Origin of the sequence: Lentzea alba (assembly GCF_011067745.1) — a bacterium.
In the GTDB taxonomy this organism is placed as follows: domain Bacteria; phylum Actinomycetota; class Actinomycetes; order Mycobacteriales; family Pseudonocardiaceae; genus Lentzea; species Lentzea alba.
On the sequence record NZ_JAAMPJ010000004.1, the window covers coordinates 681,188 to 698,796 of the forward strand.

8 protein-coding genes and 2 tRNA genes are annotated in these 17,609 nt (G+C 70.2%); 3 read left to right on the top strand and 7 right to left on the bottom strand.

What is annotated here, in order from left to right; all coding sequences use genetic code 11:
- Positions 1-85 precede the first annotated feature (85 nt).
- The 6 genes from G7043_RS18885 to G7043_RS18910 all read right to left on the bottom strand — a co-directional run bounded on the left by G7043_RS18885 (position 86) and on the right by G7043_RS18910 (position 15,497).
- Entirely contained in the window at positions 86-2,329 is a 2,244-nt protein-coding gene (locus G7043_RS18885) for a DUF5682 family protein (protein WP_313887957.1), read from the bottom strand.
- On the bottom strand, positions 2,287-3,357 hold the full coding sequence (locus tag G7043_RS18890) for an ATP-binding protein (RefSeq protein WP_207311301.1): 1,071 nt from the start codon (positions 3,355-3,357) through the stop codon (positions 2,287-2,289). Before G7043_RS18890 ends, G7043_RS18885 begins: the two co-directional genes overlap by 43 nt.
- Positions 3,354-6,818: a DUF4132 domain-containing protein gene (locus tag G7043_RS49390; RefSeq protein WP_166046958.1), complete on the bottom strand. Its 3,465-nt coding sequence runs from the start codon at positions 6,816-6,818 to the stop codon at positions 3,354-3,356. Before G7043_RS49390 ends, G7043_RS18890 begins: the two co-directional genes overlap by 4 nt.
- Before the next feature lie 114 nt (positions 6,819-6,932).
- On the bottom strand, positions 6,933-10,346 hold the full coding sequence (locus G7043_RS18900; RefSeq protein ID WP_166046960.1) for a DUF4132 domain-containing protein: 3,414 nt from the start codon (positions 10,344-10,346) through the stop codon (positions 6,933-6,935).
- A 32-nt stretch (positions 10,347-10,378) separates the two neighbouring features.
- The gene (locus tag G7043_RS49910) at positions 10,379-13,858 is read right to left on the bottom strand and encodes a DUF4132 domain-containing protein (protein WP_166046962.1); all 3,480 of its coding nucleotides are present in this window, start codon (positions 13,856-13,858) and stop codon (positions 10,379-10,381) included.
- Between the two features lie 91 nt (positions 13,859-13,949).
- Positions 13,950-15,497: a glycoside hydrolase family 13 protein gene (locus tag G7043_RS18910; RefSeq protein ID WP_166046964.1), complete on the bottom strand. Its 1,548-nt coding sequence runs from the start codon at positions 15,495-15,497 to the stop codon at positions 13,950-13,952.
- 300 nt (positions 15,498-15,797) lie between these two features.
- On the opposite strand from G7043_RS18910, the gene G7043_RS18915 reads away from it, so the two are divergent.
- Together G7043_RS18915 and G7043_RS18920 are read left to right on the top strand one after the other, a co-directional pair.
- A tRNA-Gln gene (locus G7043_RS18915) sits at positions 15,798-15,870 on the top strand.
- Between the two features lie 2 nt (positions 15,871-15,872).
- Positions 15,873-15,949, top strand: a tRNA-His gene (locus tag G7043_RS18920).
- 70 nt (positions 15,950-16,019) lie between these two features.
- On the opposite strand, the gene G7043_RS18925 is transcribed toward G7043_RS18920, so the two are convergent.
- A complete protein-coding gene (locus G7043_RS18925; protein ID WP_166046966.1) occupies positions 16,020-16,676 on the bottom strand; it encodes a hypothetical protein in 657 nt (218 codons plus the stop codon).
- 70 nt (positions 16,677-16,746) lie between these two features.
- Here G7043_RS18925 and G7043_RS18930 point away from each other — a divergent pair, with 70 nt between their 5' ends.
- Positions 16,747-17,490, top strand: coding sequence for a DUF1684 domain-containing protein (locus tag G7043_RS18930; protein ID WP_166046968.1), 744 nt, complete (start codon positions 16,747-16,749; stop codon positions 17,488-17,490).
- Positions 17,491-17,609 lie beyond the last annotated feature (119 nt).

Consider the following 17,609-nt stretch of genomic DNA (forward strand, 5'->3'; position numbering starts at 1 on the left):
TTTCGACGTTCAGACGGGTGCCGCGAGGTGCCCTGCTGAGCGCCGGAAGACGCGGCGATGGTTGGTGGTCGTGGCACTGGATCCGTCATGCCAGCCCGCCCTTGGTGAGCAGCGCGTCGACGCGTCGTTCCACAGCCAGTGCCTCCGCCACGATCATCGGATCAACGTCGAGCTTCGTGAGACCCCTCGCGTCGCCCTCGACGCCGCGGTGGTCGAGGACTGTGGCCGCGATGGTCTCCCGTTCCCTGGGCGGGAAGTAGCTGAAGGCGAGCCGCAACGCGGGCAGCGCCACCAGGAACTCGTCCTCGGTCATCGCGCTGACCAGCTCGTCCAGCACCCCGACCAGGCCGGGGCTCGCCAGCACCTCTTCGCGCGCCACCGCGAACAACCCGGCCAGCCAGTCGCCGAGCGCCTCGATGCCGCGGACCTTCCGCACGTCCGGCTGGGAGCCCAGCGTCCACGCAAGCCCGAGCGCGGCACCGCGCAGATCCGGCGGTGCCTGCACGTCGTTGCTCACGCGGGTCGCCACGCCCGTGACGTCCGCCGTGTCCAGGGACAGCGCGGACTTCGCGTGCAGCACCGCGTCCCTGGTCGCCGCCATCGCCTTGAGCCGGTGCGGATCAGCCGGTGCCGGACCGCCGTGCAGGCCCTCGACCAGCCACAGCACCCTGGCGGTGCCCGTGTCGATCACGCTGCCCAGCAACGGATCCTTCTTCGTGCCGAACAACCTGTCGTGCCGCCACAGGCCCAGCGCCCCGCTGAGCACGTGACCCAGCGCCGCGAGGTCGCCGGTCTCCCGGACGCCCTCGGTGAGCGACAGCGTGACCCGGCCGGACAGCGTGGAGATCCCGCAGAGCACCGCGTCGAACAGGATCCCGGCGAGCTGCCGTAGGTCGGCATCCCGCGACCGGCGTTCCAGCGCCACCCCGGCCGCTTCCTCCAGCGTGGCACCGTTCTCGGCGGCCTCGATCAACGCCGCCAGCCGTTCGTCGGTCGGGCGGAGCACCCATTGCTCGTCCAGCCGGGGTTGGGCGCCCTCCGACGGCCCGCTCGTGCGCTCGAAGCCGGGGATCCGCAGCACCCGCAGCCGGTGCAGGATCCTGCTGCGCTCCAACGCTTCCGCGTCCGTCAGGTCGAGCGCGACCTTGCCCTCCTGGTCGAGCCCGTGCGCCCGCAGCAGCTCCTGCACGGCGCCGACCAGCGGTGGTGCCGGCGTGTCCGGGTGCAGCCGGCCGACCTTGCCGCCCCGCAACGCCCCGATCATCTCGATCAACGCGGGATGCGCTCCGGGCTGCAGCGTGCCACGCCGCGTCCACGGCGGTGGCTGCGTCAGGTCCTCGGAGATCAACGCGCTGGTCAGCCCGTCCAGCACGTCGGTGCGCGCCAGGTTCTCGTGCCCGCGCAACCGCGCCAGCGCGCCGGCCTGGGTGTGTGCCGCGATCAGGTCCGCCGTCGACACCGGCTGCTGCCGCCTGCGCAGCCTCGTGGCGACCGACTCCACCAGCCAGTCCGCCGCGCGCCGCGCCCCGTTCTCCCAGACCTGCTGGTAGTAGCCGGGCGACGGCATGCCCGACTGGTAGCCGGTGAACGCGTCCAGCCGTGCGTGCGAGTACGGCACGAGGTAGCTCGCACCCCTGTCGCGTTCCGGTACGTCCGGCCATTCGGTGCTGCCGTCGAGCTTGGCCTTGAGCGCGGGCGTGTGGAAGCCGCCGGTCACCACGACCACCGGCCGGTCACCCGCGTGCCGCACCGCCGCCCGCACCCAGCGCGCCATGTACTCCTCGCGCGCCGAGTCGCCGTCGTCGGCCGTGGCCGTGCCGCGCAGCAGGTCGAAGTACTCGGCCATGCCCTTCGGCTCGTCCTCGCACTCGAAGAGGTGATCCCACAGCACGTCCACGTTGTCGACCGCGAACTCCCGGCACAACCGCTCGACGACCTCGGCGTACCGCAGCTCCGCGTCGGCGTAGCGGTTGCTGACGTCCCGGAACGCCTCGTGCCACGCGGGCAGGTCGATGAACCTGACCTCCGCCCCGCACCGGCGTGCCTCGGTGATCGCCACCCACTCCGGCGAGTAGTCGCAGAACGGCGACCACGACGAGTGCTCGTCCGAGTAGCTGAACAACGCCACCGGCAGCTCGTGGCCCAGCAGCAACTCGTCGATGCGCTCGTTGAAGTCGGCCGGCCCCTCGATCAGCACGTACGCGGGCCGTTGGGTCTGGATGGTGTCGGCGACCAGCCGGGCACAGGCGGGACTGTGGTGCCGGACGCCGACGAACACGGCCCCCATCAGCCGGGCAGCAGGTGCCGGGCCCGGTGCAGCTCCTGCCACTGCTTCCCCTTGCGGCGCGGCGCGTGCTGCTCCAGGTACCGGCGCAGCCGCGCCAGGTCCTCGGCGTTGTCCTTGGCCGCCGTGCCCGCCAGGCACTCGACGACGTCCGCGGCCGATCCCGCCTCGCCGCGCAGGAACCAGCCGCGCAGCCCGACCGCGTGCGCCACCGACACCGCCTCCGCCGTGCTCATGACGGTGGTGAGCCGGTCGTTGCCCTCCCGCAGATCGCGGAACGTCTTGACGAGCACCTCCAGCACGTCCCGCTTCGGGGCGAGCTCCACCCCGGAGCGTTCCAGCAGCTTCGCCGCCTCCTGCTCGACCAGCGCGAGCTCGGTGTCGAAGTCCGCGATCGGGAACACCGTCTCGAAGTTGAACCGCCGCTTGAGCGCCGCACTCATCTCGTTGACGCCGCGGTCGCGCGTGTTCGCCGTCGCGATCACGTTGAACCCGTCCTGCGCGAACACCATGCCGTCCGGGCCGTTCAGCTCCCCGATCGCCATCACGCGGTCGGACAGCATCGACAGCATGCAGTCCTGCACCTCCAGCGGACAGCGGGTGATCTCCTCGAACCGCACGATCTTGCCCTCGGCCATGCCCCGCAGCATCGGCGCCGGCACGAGCGACCGCGGCGACGGCCCTTCCGCGACCAGCAACGCGTAGTTCCACGAGTACTTGATCTGGTCCTCGGTGGTCGCCGCGCCACCCTGGATCGTCAGCGTCGACTCGCCGCAGACCGCCGCCGCGATCAGTTCGGACAGCAGGGACTTCGCGGTGCCGGGCTCGCCGACGAGCATCAGGCCGCGGCTGGTGGCCAGCGTGACCAGCGCTCTGTCCACAAGGGACGGATCGCCCACGAACTTCTTGGTGATACCGCGTTTCTCGTCGCCCACCACGAACCTGCGGGCGGCGTCGAGGCTCAACGCCCAGCCCGGCGGCTTGGGCGCGGTGTCGCCGTCGCGCAGCCGGGCGAGCTCGTCGGCGTAGCGCACCTCGGCGGGCGGGCGCTGCATGGTCTGAGTGCTGGTCATGACCGCAAGGACTCCAGTTCGGAAAGGAGCTCGGAGACGGTGATCGGGTCGACGTCGAAGGTGCTCGGCGCGTTCTGGGGCGCGGACCACGCGCCGTGGCCGCTGGGCGAGAACCACACGTCGGTGAAGCTGACCTCGGGGAAGACGTCGATCGCGCCGACGGCGATGCCGGGGTCGAGGCGCGCGACGAGCGCGCCGCCGCCGGGGAACGGGCGGGTGATCCAGCACTCGACACCGGCGTCCTGCGGTTCGCCGCGGACCCAGCCCTTCTTGGTGAGGCCGAGGATCTTGCCGATGGGGTGGGCGATGTCGCAGTACTTCTTCAGGTGGGGAAGGAGATCCGCGGTCGGCACGAGGTGCACCGGGCGACCCAGCTGCGGGAAGGGCTGCAGGATCTCGTAGTCCGCGAACACCTCACCCCAGGCGTGCGCGGCGTCCTGGAGGTCCACCGGGTGAGCGACGCGAACGCTTGCGCTCTCGGGCAACGTGAACTCGTCGTCCTCGGCGCTTGCGAGCGTGCGGTCTTCGGCCAGGCGGAACGACTCGCCGTCGGCCGTGATCCATACCAGGCGGCGGACCAGGTGCCACAGCAACGGGTGCGCGGCCAACACGGTATGGAACTCCTCGGCCGTCCAGGTGCGCTGGTCGACCATGGCCCGTTCGAGGCGCTGGATCTGGTCGGACGCGATGGTGCGGACGTCCTTCTTCAGCCCCGTGAACCGCTTGTGCTCCAGCGGGGCCAGTTCCTGGTCGTCCTTCGTGCCCGGCTTCGGGAGGTCCTTGCGGCGCTTGCCGTCTGGGTCGAGGACGAACGGCTTGAGCTGCTCGTCGAAGCCGACGGTGAACTTGCGCGGGCCGTAGTCGATGACCAGGGTCGCGGCGTCGTCGAGGCCGAGGCGCGGGACCAGGCGGTCGGACAGCTGGTCGCGGCTCAGGCCCAGCTCCGCGGCGATCTGCGAGACCTTCTCCTGGGCACGGGTCTTGAGGCCCTTGAACGGCACCTTCTCCGCGATGCTGTTCAGGTGGGACAGCGCGACCTCGGTGCCGATGTCCGCGAGCACGTCCAGGCCCGTGACCGCCCTGGCGTGCTGGCTCTCGCCCGGCCAGTTGCGGATCACCGGGGCCAGCGCGCGGACCGTGTCGTCGTTGCCGAACCAGCCGAGCGCGGTCAGCGCCCAGTTCTCCTTCGACGGGCCGCCCGCCTTCTGCCACTGCTCGAACACGGCCCACGCGAACGCCGCCAGTGACGCGGGGTCGAGCGCCTCGCGGACGATCGGCAGGCCGGCGTAGACGTCACCGGGCTTGGACAGCGCGGCCGTCATCAGCAGGTGACCAGTGGCCTCGGGGGACAGGGCGTGCTTGCGGTCTTTCAGCAGGACCTGGGGAAGCAGGCGGGTGTCGGCCCACTCGCCGATCACCGGCAGCTTCGCGGGCAGCACGTCGAGCGGGTCGACGGACAGCACGACGTCGATCGCCGCCCGCGCGCCGCACTCCTCGGCGATGGCGGCCACGTCCACGCCGAGGCTCTTGAGGTGGCGCAGCGCCGTCTCGGCGTTGCGACGAGGAATGCCCGGCTTGCTGGCGGCCGCGGGGATGAGCAGGCGGGCGGCGTGGTCGCGGTGGCGCGCCAGCCACTCGACGCCCCAGCGGCGGGGCTGCTTGGTCCGGGCGAACCAGTCGGCCATCACGGCGGCCACATCGGGCGTGGCGAAGGGCAGCAGCACCACGCCGGTGCCGCCGGGGGAGCTCTGGACGTGCCGCAGGAGCGCGGGCGCGGCGTCGACGCCGAACCGCGCGGCGATGTTCTTGCCCCACTCCTCGACGCCGTAGCTGAAGACCGGCTGCCAGTCCGCGAGCAGGGGGCGCACCTCGTCATCAGGAGCGAGGAGGAACAGCTCGTGGTGGTAATAGCCGATCTTGCCCGCCTTGTACTCCGCGAGCAGCTTCTTCCAGTCGTCGGGGTCCTGCAGCCACTCGGCGCCGGCCTCCAGCCACTGCTCGCGTTCGCCCGCCTCCCACCGCACGGCCCCCTCCGGCACCGGCAAGTCCTTCAGCACCACGGGCTTCACCTGCTTGCGGCGGTTCAGCCACGGCGGCGACGCCAGCAGCGACGGCAGCTGATCCGCGCTCGCTACCGGCACGACGTCCGCCTCCGACTCGGCCAGCACCGCGGCGGCCTCCGCCGGCACCTCGAGCGACGGGTTCGACATCAGGTGCGCGCTCAGCAGCCGCCGGACGTCGTCGCTCGACGACACCCGGTCCGCCAGCAGCCGGGCTGCCCGCGCCGGGAACGCGGCCATCGCGGACAGCACCGCCGGGCGCACGTACTTCTGGTCCAGCCGGTCGAGCAGGATCGTGAACGCCTCGTCGGTGGGCAGGGCCGCCAGCACCTTCAACGCCTGCTTGCGGCCGTCCGCACGCTGGTAGTACATGTCGGAGTCGAGCCCTTCCGCGAGCAGCGGCGCGATCGCCGGGCCCAGCACGTACACCGCCGTGTACAACAGAGATGCCGACCTGGTGACCGACTGCTCGGCCTTCTCGAAGTCCTCGGCGCTGCGCGCGGTGCTCGGCAGCATCCACCACCGGCTCGGTGAGTAGGGCTGCCTGCACACCCAGGCGAACCAGTCCGCCCGTTCCGGCATCAGGTACGACCGCAGCTCCTTCTGGTCCTTCGTCTTGTCCAGCTTCTCCAACGCGGCTTCCGCGGCCGCGCGCGACTCGTCGTCGGCGACCGCGATCGCGTACCGGACGGCGGTGAGCAGCTGGCCTTCCGGTTCGGTGAGCGAGGTCTGGAAGCCGTCGCGCACGTGCTGCAGGCAGATGCCGGTCCACTTGCCCCGCCGCTCGTCCCACTGCTCCGAGAACGTGAGACTCATGTACTGGACGGCCGCGGCGGCGGCGAAAGCGAGCCCGTGGTCGGCGATCCAGGCGTGCACGGAGGCCAGGGGCGACTTCGTGATGGCCGCGATCGCCGCCGCGCCAACAGGATTTGCCTGTCCGGCGAGGTGCTCGCGGGCGGCCTTGACCAGGTCCTCCTTCGAGCCCTTCACGGACAACGCGCGATCGATCGTCTCGGACTGGTCGACCACCTGCTGCCGCGCTTCCGCCGCTTTTTCGCTGTCCACCGAGAACTCCGGCGCCGGGTCGAAACCGCGCTGCCGCACCACGTCTCTCAACCAGGCTTTCGGCATCACCCAGGTGTCCTCGTCGACGACAACGGGCGTCGCTGCGGGGGCCGTGGTGACCGGAGGTGCGGCGGCGACCGGGCGGTAGCCCTTCTTCTCCTTCTCCGCCACCAACTTCGCGACGTGGGACTCGGCCGCCTCCAGGGAGGCGAGCTCCTTGGTCTGGGTCTGGCCGTGCGTGTCCAGCCGTCCGAACCGGACGGTCACCGCGGTGCCGTCCTGCCCGATCTCCCAGAACTTCGCCGAGCCGCCCGAGACGAGTTCCCACCTGCGCACTGCCGTACCCCCTGGGGTCAGAAAACGGAGTCGATGTCCACGGACGTTACTCAGGGGGTCTGACAATTCTTCAGCGTCAGCTTAAAGAACCACTCAGATCCTCTATAACGCGAGCTAGGCGTGCAGTGACTCCAGTTCGGACAGCAGTTCCGACACCGTGATCGGGTCGACCTCCACGGCGGTGTTCTGCTGTGCGGACCAGTAGCCCTGGCCGTCGGTGGAGTACCAGAGCTCGGTGAACTTGACGTCCGGGAAGACGTCGATGGCGCCCACCGCGATGCCGGGATCGAGGGACGCGACCAGGGCCCCGCCGGCGGGCAGCGGGCGGGTGATCCAGCACTCGACGCCGGCGTCCTGCGGTTCGCCGCGGACCCAGCCTTTCTTGGTCAGGCCGAGGATCTTGCCGATGGGGCGGGCGATGTCGCAGTACTTCTTCAAGTGCGGCAACAGGTCCTCGCCCTGCGGAAGGACGTGCAGCGGCCGCCCCAGCTGCGGGAAGGGTTGCAGGATCTCGTAGTCGGCGAACATCTCACCCCACTGCTCCAGCACGGACTGGAGGTCCACCGGGTGCGCCACCCGGACGGTGGCGTCGCCGGGGAGCGTGAACTCGTCGTCGCTCGCGTCGGCGAGCGTGCGGTCCTCGGCCAGCCGGAAGGACGAACCCTCGCCGGTGATCCACACCAGGCGGCGCACGATGTGCCACAGCAACGGGTGACCCGCCAGGACGGTGTGGAACTCCTCGGCCGTCCAGGTGCGCTGGTCGACCATCGCGCGTTCGAGGCGGTGGATCTGGTCGGCGGCGACCGTGCGGACGTCCTTCTTCAACGCCGTGAACCGCTTGTGCTCCAGCGGTGCGCGCTCCTGGTCGTCCTTCGCGCCGGGCTTGGGAAGGTCCTTGCGGCGCTTGCCGTCCGGGTCGAGGACGAACGGCTTGAGCTGCTCGTCGAAGCCGACGGTGAACTCGCGCGGGCCGTAGTCGATCACCAGTGAGGCTTCGTCGTCCAGGCCCAGGCGCGGGACCAGCCGGTCCGCGAGCTGGTCGCGGGACAGGTTCAGCTCCGCGGCGATCTGCGAGACCTTCTCCTGGGCACGGGTCTTGAGGCCCTTGAACTTCACTTTCTCGGCGATGCCGTTCAGGTGGGACAGCGCCACCTCGGTGCCGATGTCGGCCAGGACGTCCAGGCCTGTCACGGCCCTGGCGTGCTGACTCTCACCGGGCCAGTTGCGGATCAACGGCGACAGCGCGCGGACCGTCGAGTCGTCGCCGAACCAGCCGAGCGCGGTCAGCGCCCAGCCCTCCTTCGACGGCGCTCCCGCGTCCTGCCAGCGCTCGAAGACCGCCCACGCGAACTCCGCGAGCGAGTCGCGGTCGAGCGCTTCGCGGACGATCGGCAGTCCGGCGTAGAGGTCGCCGGGCTTGGACAGCGCGGCGGTCATCAGCAGGTGGCGTGCGGCTTCGGGGGACAGCGCGTGCTTGCGGTCGCTCAGCAAGACCTGGGGAAGGAGGCGGGTGTCGGCCCACTCGCCGATCACGGGCAGCTTGGCGGGCAGCACGTCGAGCGGGTCGACGGACAACAGCGCCTCCACGCCCGCCGCTGCCTCAGGTGTGGCTGCGGCGGCCACGACGTCCACGCCCAGTCCGTGCAGGTGGCGGATCGCGGCCTCGGCGTTGCGCCGCTCGGCGCCCGGCTTGCCCAGTGCGGCGGGAAGGAGGAAGCGGGCGGCCGTGTCGCGGTGCCGGGCCAGCCAGCTCTGCGCGGTCTTGCGCACCTGCTTGAGCCGCACGAGCCAGTCCGCCATCAGCGTGGCGACCTCGGGCGTGGCGAAGGGAAGCAGGATCACGGCGGCGATCGAGTTCTTCTCGACGGTCCGCAACAGGACAGGCAGGGCGTCGAGACCGAACTTGGCTGCCAGCAGCTTGCCGGTGGGTTCGGCCCTCCAGGTCAGCTTGGGGTCCCAGTCCGCCAGCAGGTGCCGCACCTCGTCCGCGGGCGCCAACTCCATCAGGTGCACCATGCGATGCCCGATCCGGCCGACCTGGTGGGCCGACAACAGCTGCTGCCACGTCTCGTGGGTGTGCCAGTAGCTGGACGCCAGCCATTCCTCGCGTTCACCCGGCTCCCACACGAGCGACGGCGCGGGCACCGGCACGTCGCCGACCACCACGGGTTTCGCCGGTGGGCGCCGGTCGAGCCACGGTGGGCGGGCGAGCAGCAGCGGCAGCGCGTCCGTGGGCGCTTCGGGCAGCACAGCGGTCTCGACCGGGGTGAACCCGTCGGGTGCTTCGAGGTCTGGATGGCTCTTCAGGTGCACACCGAGCAGCTGCCGCACCTCGCTGTTGCGGGAAGCGCGTTCACCGAGCAGCCTCGCCGCCCGAGCCGGGAACGCGGCCATGGCCGACAGCAGCGCGGGCCGCACGTACTTCATGCTGAGCCGGTCGAGCAGGATGGTGAACGCCTCGTCCGTGGGCAGCGCCGCGAGGGCCTTCAGCACCTGCTTGCGGGTGTCCGAGCCGTGGTACTCGTGATCCACCTCCAGAGCCAGCAACGGCGCGATCGCCGGACCCAGCACGTACGCCGCGGTGTGCAGGACGAACGCCCCGTTGGCCACCCCGGTTCCGGCCCGCACGAACTCGTCGTAGGTGCTGGCGCTGCAAGGAAGCATCCACCACTTGATCGAGTAGTTCGGCTGCCGGCACGCTTGCTCGTACCAGTCCGTGCGCGAGGGCACCAGGTACGCCCGCGTGATCAGGGCGTCGGTCCGCGCGTCCAGCACCGCCTCGGCCGCCCCGCGTTCGGCGTCGTCCGCGACGGCCAGGGCGTAGCGCAACGCCGTGATCATCTTGGCCTGCACGCTCTCGGCGGCGATGTGCCCGTTGGCGCTATGACGATGCAGGTGCGGGTCGCACCACTCGCGCGCCGTGGCGTCCCACATCGCGGAGTCGCTGATGCCGATGGACTCCAACATGGCCTCGGTCGCGAACGCCAGCCCGTGGTCGGCGATCCACTGGTGCACCGATGACAGGTCGCACTTCGTCATGACGGCGATCGCCGCCGCACCGACGGGATTCGGCTGACCGGCGAGGTGTTCCCGCACAGCCTGCACGAGTTCGGGATCGGAGCTCGGCTCGGCCAGCAGCCGGTCGAGCGTGGCGACCTGCTTGACCGCGCGCTGCCGGGCCTGCTCGGCCAGCGCGGGATCGACCGCGAACACCGGCGCCGGATCGAAGCCGTTCTGCCGCACCACGTCGCGCAGCCACGTCTTGGGCACGACCCAGGTGTCCTCGTCGACGGCGAGGGCCGGTGCGGCGGCCGGAGGTGCCTCGGCGACCGGGCGGTAGCCCTTCTTCTCCTTCTCCGCCACCAGCTTCGCGACGTGTGCCTCGGCCGCCTCCGGCGTGGGGAGCTCCTTGGTCTGGGTCGTGCCGTTCGACTGCAGCCGTCCGAACCGGACGGTCACCGCGGACCCGTCCCGGCCGATCTCCCAGAACTTCGCCGAGCCGTCCGCGACGAGCTCCCACCTGCGCACCTGCTGTACCTCCTGAGTCATTTGCGGCCGGTTCACGCTTGCAGCGATTCCAGTTCCGAGAGGAGCTCGGAGGCGGTGACGGTGTCGACGTCGAAGTTGGTCGGGCTGCCTCCCCGAGGCGCGGTCCAGTCGCCTTCGCCGCTCGCGGAGTACCAGATGTCGGCGAACGACTGCTCGGGGAACAGGTCGACCATGCCCACCGTGATGCCGGGATCCAGGGAGGCGACCAGGGCGCCGCCGCCGGGCAGCGGACGGGTGATCCACGATTCGCACCCGTTGTCCTGGGGTTCGCCGCGCACCCAGCCCCGTTTGGTGAGACCGAGGACCTTGCCCACCGGCACGGTGTGGCCGACGTACTTCCGCAGCTGCGGGACGGTGTCCTCGCCGGGGGTGAAGGCGAACGTCGGCCGGCTCAGCTGCGGGAAGGGCTGCAGGATCTCGTAGTCCGCGAACAGCTCGCCCCAGAGCGGCAGCGTCTCCGTCAGGTCGATCGGGTGCGCCACCCGGATGATGGCGGCGGCGGGCAAGGTCACCTCGTCGTCCTCGGGACCGGCCGGCGTGCGGTCCTCGGCGAGGCGGAAGGTCAGGCCGGCGTCGGTGATCCAGACGAGACGGCGGACCAGGTGCCAGAGCAGGGGATGGGCCACCAGGACCGTGGTGAACTCCTCGGCGGTCCAGGTGCGCTGGTCGACCATCGCGCGTTCGAGGCGGTGGATCTGGTCGGCGGCGATCGTGCGGACGTCCTTCTTCAGCGTGGCGAAGCGTTTGTGTTCCGCCGGTGCCAGTGCCTGGTCGTCCTTCGTGCCCGGCTTCGGGAGGTCCTTGCGGCGCTTGCCGTCGGGGTCGAGGACGTAGGGCTTGAGCTGTTCGTCGAAGCCGACGGTGAACTGGCGGGGCCCGTAGTCGATCACCAGGCTGGCGGCGTCGTCCAGGCCGAGACGGGGGACCAGGCGGTCGGACAGCTGGTCGCGCGAGAGACCCAGGGCCGCGGCGATGTCGGACACCTTCTCCTGCGCGCGGGCCTTGAGGCCCTTGAACTTCACCCGCTCCGCGATGCTGTTCAGGTGGGTCAGGGCCACCTCGGTACCGATCTGCGCGAGCACGTCCAGCCCGGCGACGGCTCTGGCGTGCTGGCTTTCGCCCGGCCACGCGCGGATCAGCGGAGCGAGCCGGCGCACCGTGTCGTCGTCGCCGAACCAGCCGAGGGCGGTCAGGACCCAGGAGTCCTTGGACGGCGCGTCCACGTCCTGCCAGCGACCGAAGACGGCCCAGGCGAACTCCGCCAGCGACGCGCGGTCGCACGCCTCGACGGCGAGCGGCAGACCGGGATAGACAGCGTCCTGTTTGGACAGTGCGGCGGTCGTCAGGAGGTTCTTGGCGGCGTCCGCCGGCAACGCGGTGGCGCGGTCCGCGAGCAGCACCTGGGGCAGCAGGCGCGGGTCGGCCCAGGCGCCGATCACCGGCAGTTTCGCGGGCAGCACGTCGAGCGGGTCGATCTCGATCAGCGTGCGGATGGCCGCACCCGCCTCGGCGCTGTGCGACGTGGCGATCGCGATGACGTCGACGCCGGTCTCCAGGTGGAGGTGACGCAGCGCCGCCTCGGCGTTGTGGCGCCGGGGGCCGGCCGGTCCCAGCGCGGGCGGCAGCAGCAGGCGAGCGGCGCCCTCACCGTGGCGGGCCAGCCAGGCGATGGCGAACGCACGGGCCGTTTTGAGGCGCACCAACCAGTCCGCCATCAGCGCGGCCACCTCGGACGTGGCGAACGGCAGCAGCACCACGCCGGACACGTGCGGGTTGCTCGCGGCGAGTCGCAGCATCGCGGGCAGGGCGTCCATCCCGAACCGCGCCGTGATCCGCTTGCCCCAGCCCTCGCTGCCCCAGGTGTCGCTGGGCACCCAGTCGGCGAGCAGCGGCCGGGCGAGCGCCTCCGGTCCGGCCTCGAACAGCCGGTGGTCGTGGTAGCGGCCGTCGCGGGCCTTGATCGCGGCGGCCAGGGCCTTCCAGTTCTGGACCTGCCCTGTCCACCAGCCTCGCAGCTCCTGCCACTCCTCCCGCTCGCCGGGCAGCCACGCCAGGTGGGCGGGCGGCACCGGAACGTCCTTCAGCACCACGGGCTTCGGCTGCGGGCGGCGGTGCTCCCACGGTGGCTGGGCGAGCACCCGCGGCAGGGCCTCGGCCGGTGCGTCCGGCACGGTGGCGGGCAGCGCGGTGCCCGGTGGCAGTTCGAGGTCCGGGTGCGTCAGGACGTGCAGGCGCAGCAGGTGGCGGACGTCGGGATCGCTGTCCGCGCGCGGCGCCATCAGCCGGACGGCTCGCGCCGGGAACGCCTCCATCGCGGCCAGCAGCGCGGGGCGCACGTACCGTTCCCGCACCTTGTTCAGCAGCATCAGGAACGCCTCGTCGGTCGGCAGCGCCGCCAGCACCTCGAGTGCCAGCTTGCGGCACTCGGACGACCACTCGACCTTCGCGCGCAGCTCCGCGTCGAGCACCGGTGCGAGAGCGGGACCCAGGACGTACAGCGCGGTGTAGATCCCGCGTGGCGACCAGATCAGGTGCCCGTGGCCCAGCCGGCCGAGCTGTTCCACCGTGCTGGCGGAGCTGTGCACCATCCAGTACGAGCCCGACCGGACGAGGTTCGCCTCCTCGAACCAGTCGTGCCGCGTCGGGGCGAGGAACGCCCGCGCGACCTGACCGAACGGCGTGGTGCCGACCTTCTCGAGCTCCACCAGCGCCGCGTCGTACGTCGCGTCGTCGGTGACCGCGAGCGCCGTGCGGACGTCGGCCAGGGCGATGGCCTCGTAGGCCTGGTCGCCGAGATGGTGCGGCTGAGAGACCTTCAGGTGGTGGCCGTACCAGTTCCCGGTCTGCCAGTCCTTCCAGTTGTGGATCACTGTCATCGAGTAGTGCACGGCTGCCGCCGCGGCGAACGGCAGGCCGAACTCCTCGATCAACCAGTGCGCGGGCGAGGTGGAGCTGATCGGCACGCTCGCGAGCACCGCGGCACCCAGCGGATCGGGCCGGCCGGCGAGCTGGTCCCGCAGGGCGCGCACCAGGTCCTGGTCCGAGTCCGGATGGGACAGCACCTCGGCGACCCGGTCGGCGTGCTCGGCGGTCTCGGCGCGGAGGATCTGCGCCTTGGCGTGGTCGACCGCGAACTTCGGCCACGGTCTCACGTCTCTTCGGCGGAACGCCTGCCGCAGCCACTCGGCGGGCATGATCCACGTTTCCTCGTCGCGGGGAGGTTCGGCAGGAACAGCCGCAGCAGGAACGAGTGCCGGAGCGGTCGGCACCGCGGCGGCGGCAACGGCCTCGACGCTCCGGTAGCCCTTCTTCTCCTTCTCCTCCACCAGTTTCGCGACGTGCGCGGTCGCGGCCTCGGCGGTGGCCAGCTCCTTAATCCGGGTCTGCCCGGCCGTCCCCAGCCGTCCGAACCGGACGGTCACCGCGGACCCGTCCCGCTCGATCTCCCAGAACTTCGCGGAACCCTCCGCGACGAGCTCCCACCTGCGCACTGCCGTACCCCCTGAGCCGGGCCCGAAGCTGACAGGAACGGACCGTACTCAGGGGGTCTGACAGTTTTTGTCGATCAGGGAAAATCGCTGGTCAGAGTTCCCACCAGACCGCGGTGTCCGGCGGCAGGAGCAGCTGGCCGTCACGCACCCCGTAGTACGACGAAGCCAGCAGCACCGCCCCCGGATCCGGCAGCGAGACGACCTCCCCGGACAGGTTCACCGCGCACGAGAAGTTGGCCCGCTGGAACCACAGCACATCGGCGGGTCCGTCGACCCACGTGACACCGTCGCCCGCACCGAGGGCCGGGTGCTCGCGACGGACGCGCAAAGCGTTGCGGTAGAAGGACAACATCGAGTCCTGGTCGCCCGTCTGCGCCTCGACGCTGAGCTTCGCCCAGTCCGCCGGCTGCGGCAGCCACGACCCGCCAGAGCCGAACCCGAGCGACGGGCCGGTGGAGGACCAGGGCAGCGGCACCCGGCAGCCGTCGCGGCCGCGTTCGGTGTGCCCCGAACGCTCCCACATCGGGTCCTGCAGCACCTCGTCCGGCAGGTCCAGCACCTCGGGCAACCCGAGTTCCTCACCCTGGTACAGGTACACCGATCCCGGCAGCGCCAGCATCAACGCCAGCGCGGCGCGCGCCCGTCGCACACCGGTCTCGCCGCCGCCGTACCGCGTCACGTGCCGTTGCACGTCATGGTTCGACAGCACCCAAGTCGTGGGCGCGCCCACAGGTGCGACCGCCGCCAGCGACGAGTCGATCACCGATCGCAGCGCCTCGAACGTCCACTCCGCGGTCAGGTAGTGGAAGTTGAACGCCTGGTGCATCTCGTCGTCGCGCAGGTACAACGCCGTCCGCTCGGCAGAAGGCGTCCACGCCTCGGCGACCAGCACGCGTTCACCGTCGTACGAGTCCACAACGGCACGCCACTCGCGGTGGATCTCGTGCACGCCGTCCTGGTCGAAGAACGGCAACGGTTCCGTGCCCAGCAGCTTGAGCTGGTCGGCGTGCCCGATGTCGGGCAGCCCCGGCGCCTTGATCATCCCGTGCGCCACGTCGACCCGGAACCCGTCGACGCCCAGGTCGAGCCAGAACCGCAGCACGTCGCGGAACTCCGCGCGCACCTCGGGCAGGTCCCAGTTCAGGTCCGGCTGCTCCGGCGCGAACAGGTGCAGGTACCAGGAACCGTCCTCGACCCGCGTCCAGGCCGGCCCGCCGAACACCGACTCCCAGTCGTTCGGAGGCTGGTCGCCGACGCCCTCGCGGAAGATGTACCGCTCACGGCCGCGTCCGGCCAGCGCCTCCTGGAACCACGCGTGCTGGTCGGAGCTGTGGTTCGGCACGATGTCGACGATCACGCGGATGCCCATCGCGTGCGCGTCCGCGACCAACGCGCGCACGTCGTCGAGGTCACCGAACTGCGGGTCGACCGCGCGGTAGTCCGCCACGTCGTAGCCGCCGTCGGCCATCGGAGACGCGTAGAACGGCGTGATCCAGACCGCGTCGACGCCCAAGTCGCGGAGGTGGGGCAGGCGCGAGCGGATGCCGGGCAGGTCACCGACACCGTCGCCGTCCGAGTCGGCGAAGCTGCGCACGTAGACCTGATAGATGACGGCGTGCCGCCACCAGTCCTGGGACATGTCCTTGCCTTCCGACGGGGTGTGTCAGCGGTCCAGGAAAGACGTTGCAAAAGTTTTCCGCAAGTCGACATGAGGATTACTTGAGAACGCGTCTCGATCTTGCAAACTTTTGCGATGCGGTTAAATGCGTTGCAAGGCCGCCGCGTCATCCGTCAGAGTGGATCTCGACGAACCGGAGGAAGGGAGCCAGCCGTGATGCAACACATGCGTCATCAGCACGTCTGGTGCTCCTCGGCATGAGCTGACTCATGACTCCGGGGAGCCGTCCCGTCGCACATCGCGACGAGGCGGCTTTTTTCATGCCCGTTGGTCCAATTGGCACGGACGCCGCGCTCTGGACGCGGAGATCGAGGTTCGAGTCCTCGACGGGCAGCTGTGACCGAAGCCGAAGCAGTCGAGGCGCCAGGTTGTGGTCCTGGTCGAAGCCGGTGCGAGTCCGGTCGGTCACCCCACCGCGCGGGATCCGGCGATCACCCAGGCCTCATAAGCCTCGGGTGCCTGGTTCGACACCAGGACGCGCGACTACGGCTTCAACGGTTTGCGCAGCTCGGCGGCACGCGCGCCGTACCGTTCGGCGAGCAACTTGTCGACGTACTGGTCGGCGGTCAGCCCGTTCAGCTCGACCGCGTCACTGAGTGCCTTGAACAGTGCTTCCAGGTCGATGACCCACGACTTGCCGTTGACGCCGTGCCCGAACGGGATGCGTACCGGCGCATAGCCGGGCAACGTCGCCAACGCGCTGGCGCGTGGCTCTTCGACTTTCACATCACTCAGTTCGGTCGGCTTCAGGAGGTCGTGGGAGGCCAATGTCAAGAGCCTCAGTGCGTCGCTCTCGCTGAACACGCCCAGTGGTCTGTTCGTCGTCCGCATCTCGTAGACCTGAAGGCGGTGCACCACCGGAAGCTGCGCGAGCTGGTCTTCGGTGCTGCTGACCGCGTGCTGGACCATCGACTCCGCGAAGGCATACGCGTCGAGCGTGCACAAGAAGAGCGCGTCGTCGTTCTTGTCGTTGAGAGCCACGACGAAGCGGCTGAACTTGCTGCGGATGTCCTGCTCGTCGACGGACTGAGCGGATGGCGGAGCCGTCGTTTCCGGTCTTCTGGCCGGCTCGGGCGCGGGAGTGGCGCTGCACGCGGTCATCGCCACCGCGACGACCAGCGCCCCCAGGATCGGCTTCATGGGCGGATGATAGGTCGTCTCACCCTGTGGAACAGGGAAGTCGCGCCAGAGCGTCCCTGTTCACCTGGACATGAGCGGCTTCGCGGAGGACTGGCAGACCTGGAAGACCGACCGGGAGAAGAGCCTGGCCGACCCCTATGGGTGGCTCGCGCTCGTCTCGCTCGACTGGCTGGACACGACCCCTCGCGCCTATGACGGCCTACCGGGCGTGTGGTGGCAGGACGACGACGCGGCGTACTGGCGCACCGACGGAGAACCACAGCGGTTCGAACTCGTCCAGAGCGGACCGGGTACACGCGTCGAGGCCGGCGACCTCGAGATCGAAGTCGCACGGCGTGGCGGGTATTTGATCCGTGTGCACGATCCGAAGGCTCTCGTGCTTCAGAACTTTCGCGGTGTGCCCTCGTACGAACCACAGGAGCAGTGGGTGTTGGAGGGCGTCTACGAGCCGTTCGACGCACCCATCCCCACGACAGTTGGTGCGGTCGTGGAAGGGCTTAGCCACGTCTACGAGGCACCGGGCCGTGTGCGGTTCACGCACGACGGCGCCGAACACACACTAACGGCGTTCAACGGGCGCAACGGCGGTTTGAACATCCTCTTCACCGACGCCACGAGTGGTGTCACGACCTATGCGGCCAACCGGTCGCTCACGGCAACCCCGCGCGATGGCAAGGTCGTGCTCGACTTCAACCGTGCGACGAACCTGCCGTGTGCGTTCACCGACTTCGCCACCTGCCCGTTGCCGCCGGCGGGCAACCACCTGCCGTTCGGTGTCGTGGCGGGCGAGAAGACGCCGTACGAGCGCGGCTAGGGCGTGTCCTGCGGATCTTTCTCATGATCGTGTGCAGATGATGATGTGTGGTCGGACGTGGTGAGCTGACGGACAAGGCCTGGGCTGCGATCGCGCCGTTGCTGCCCGCGCAGAACGGG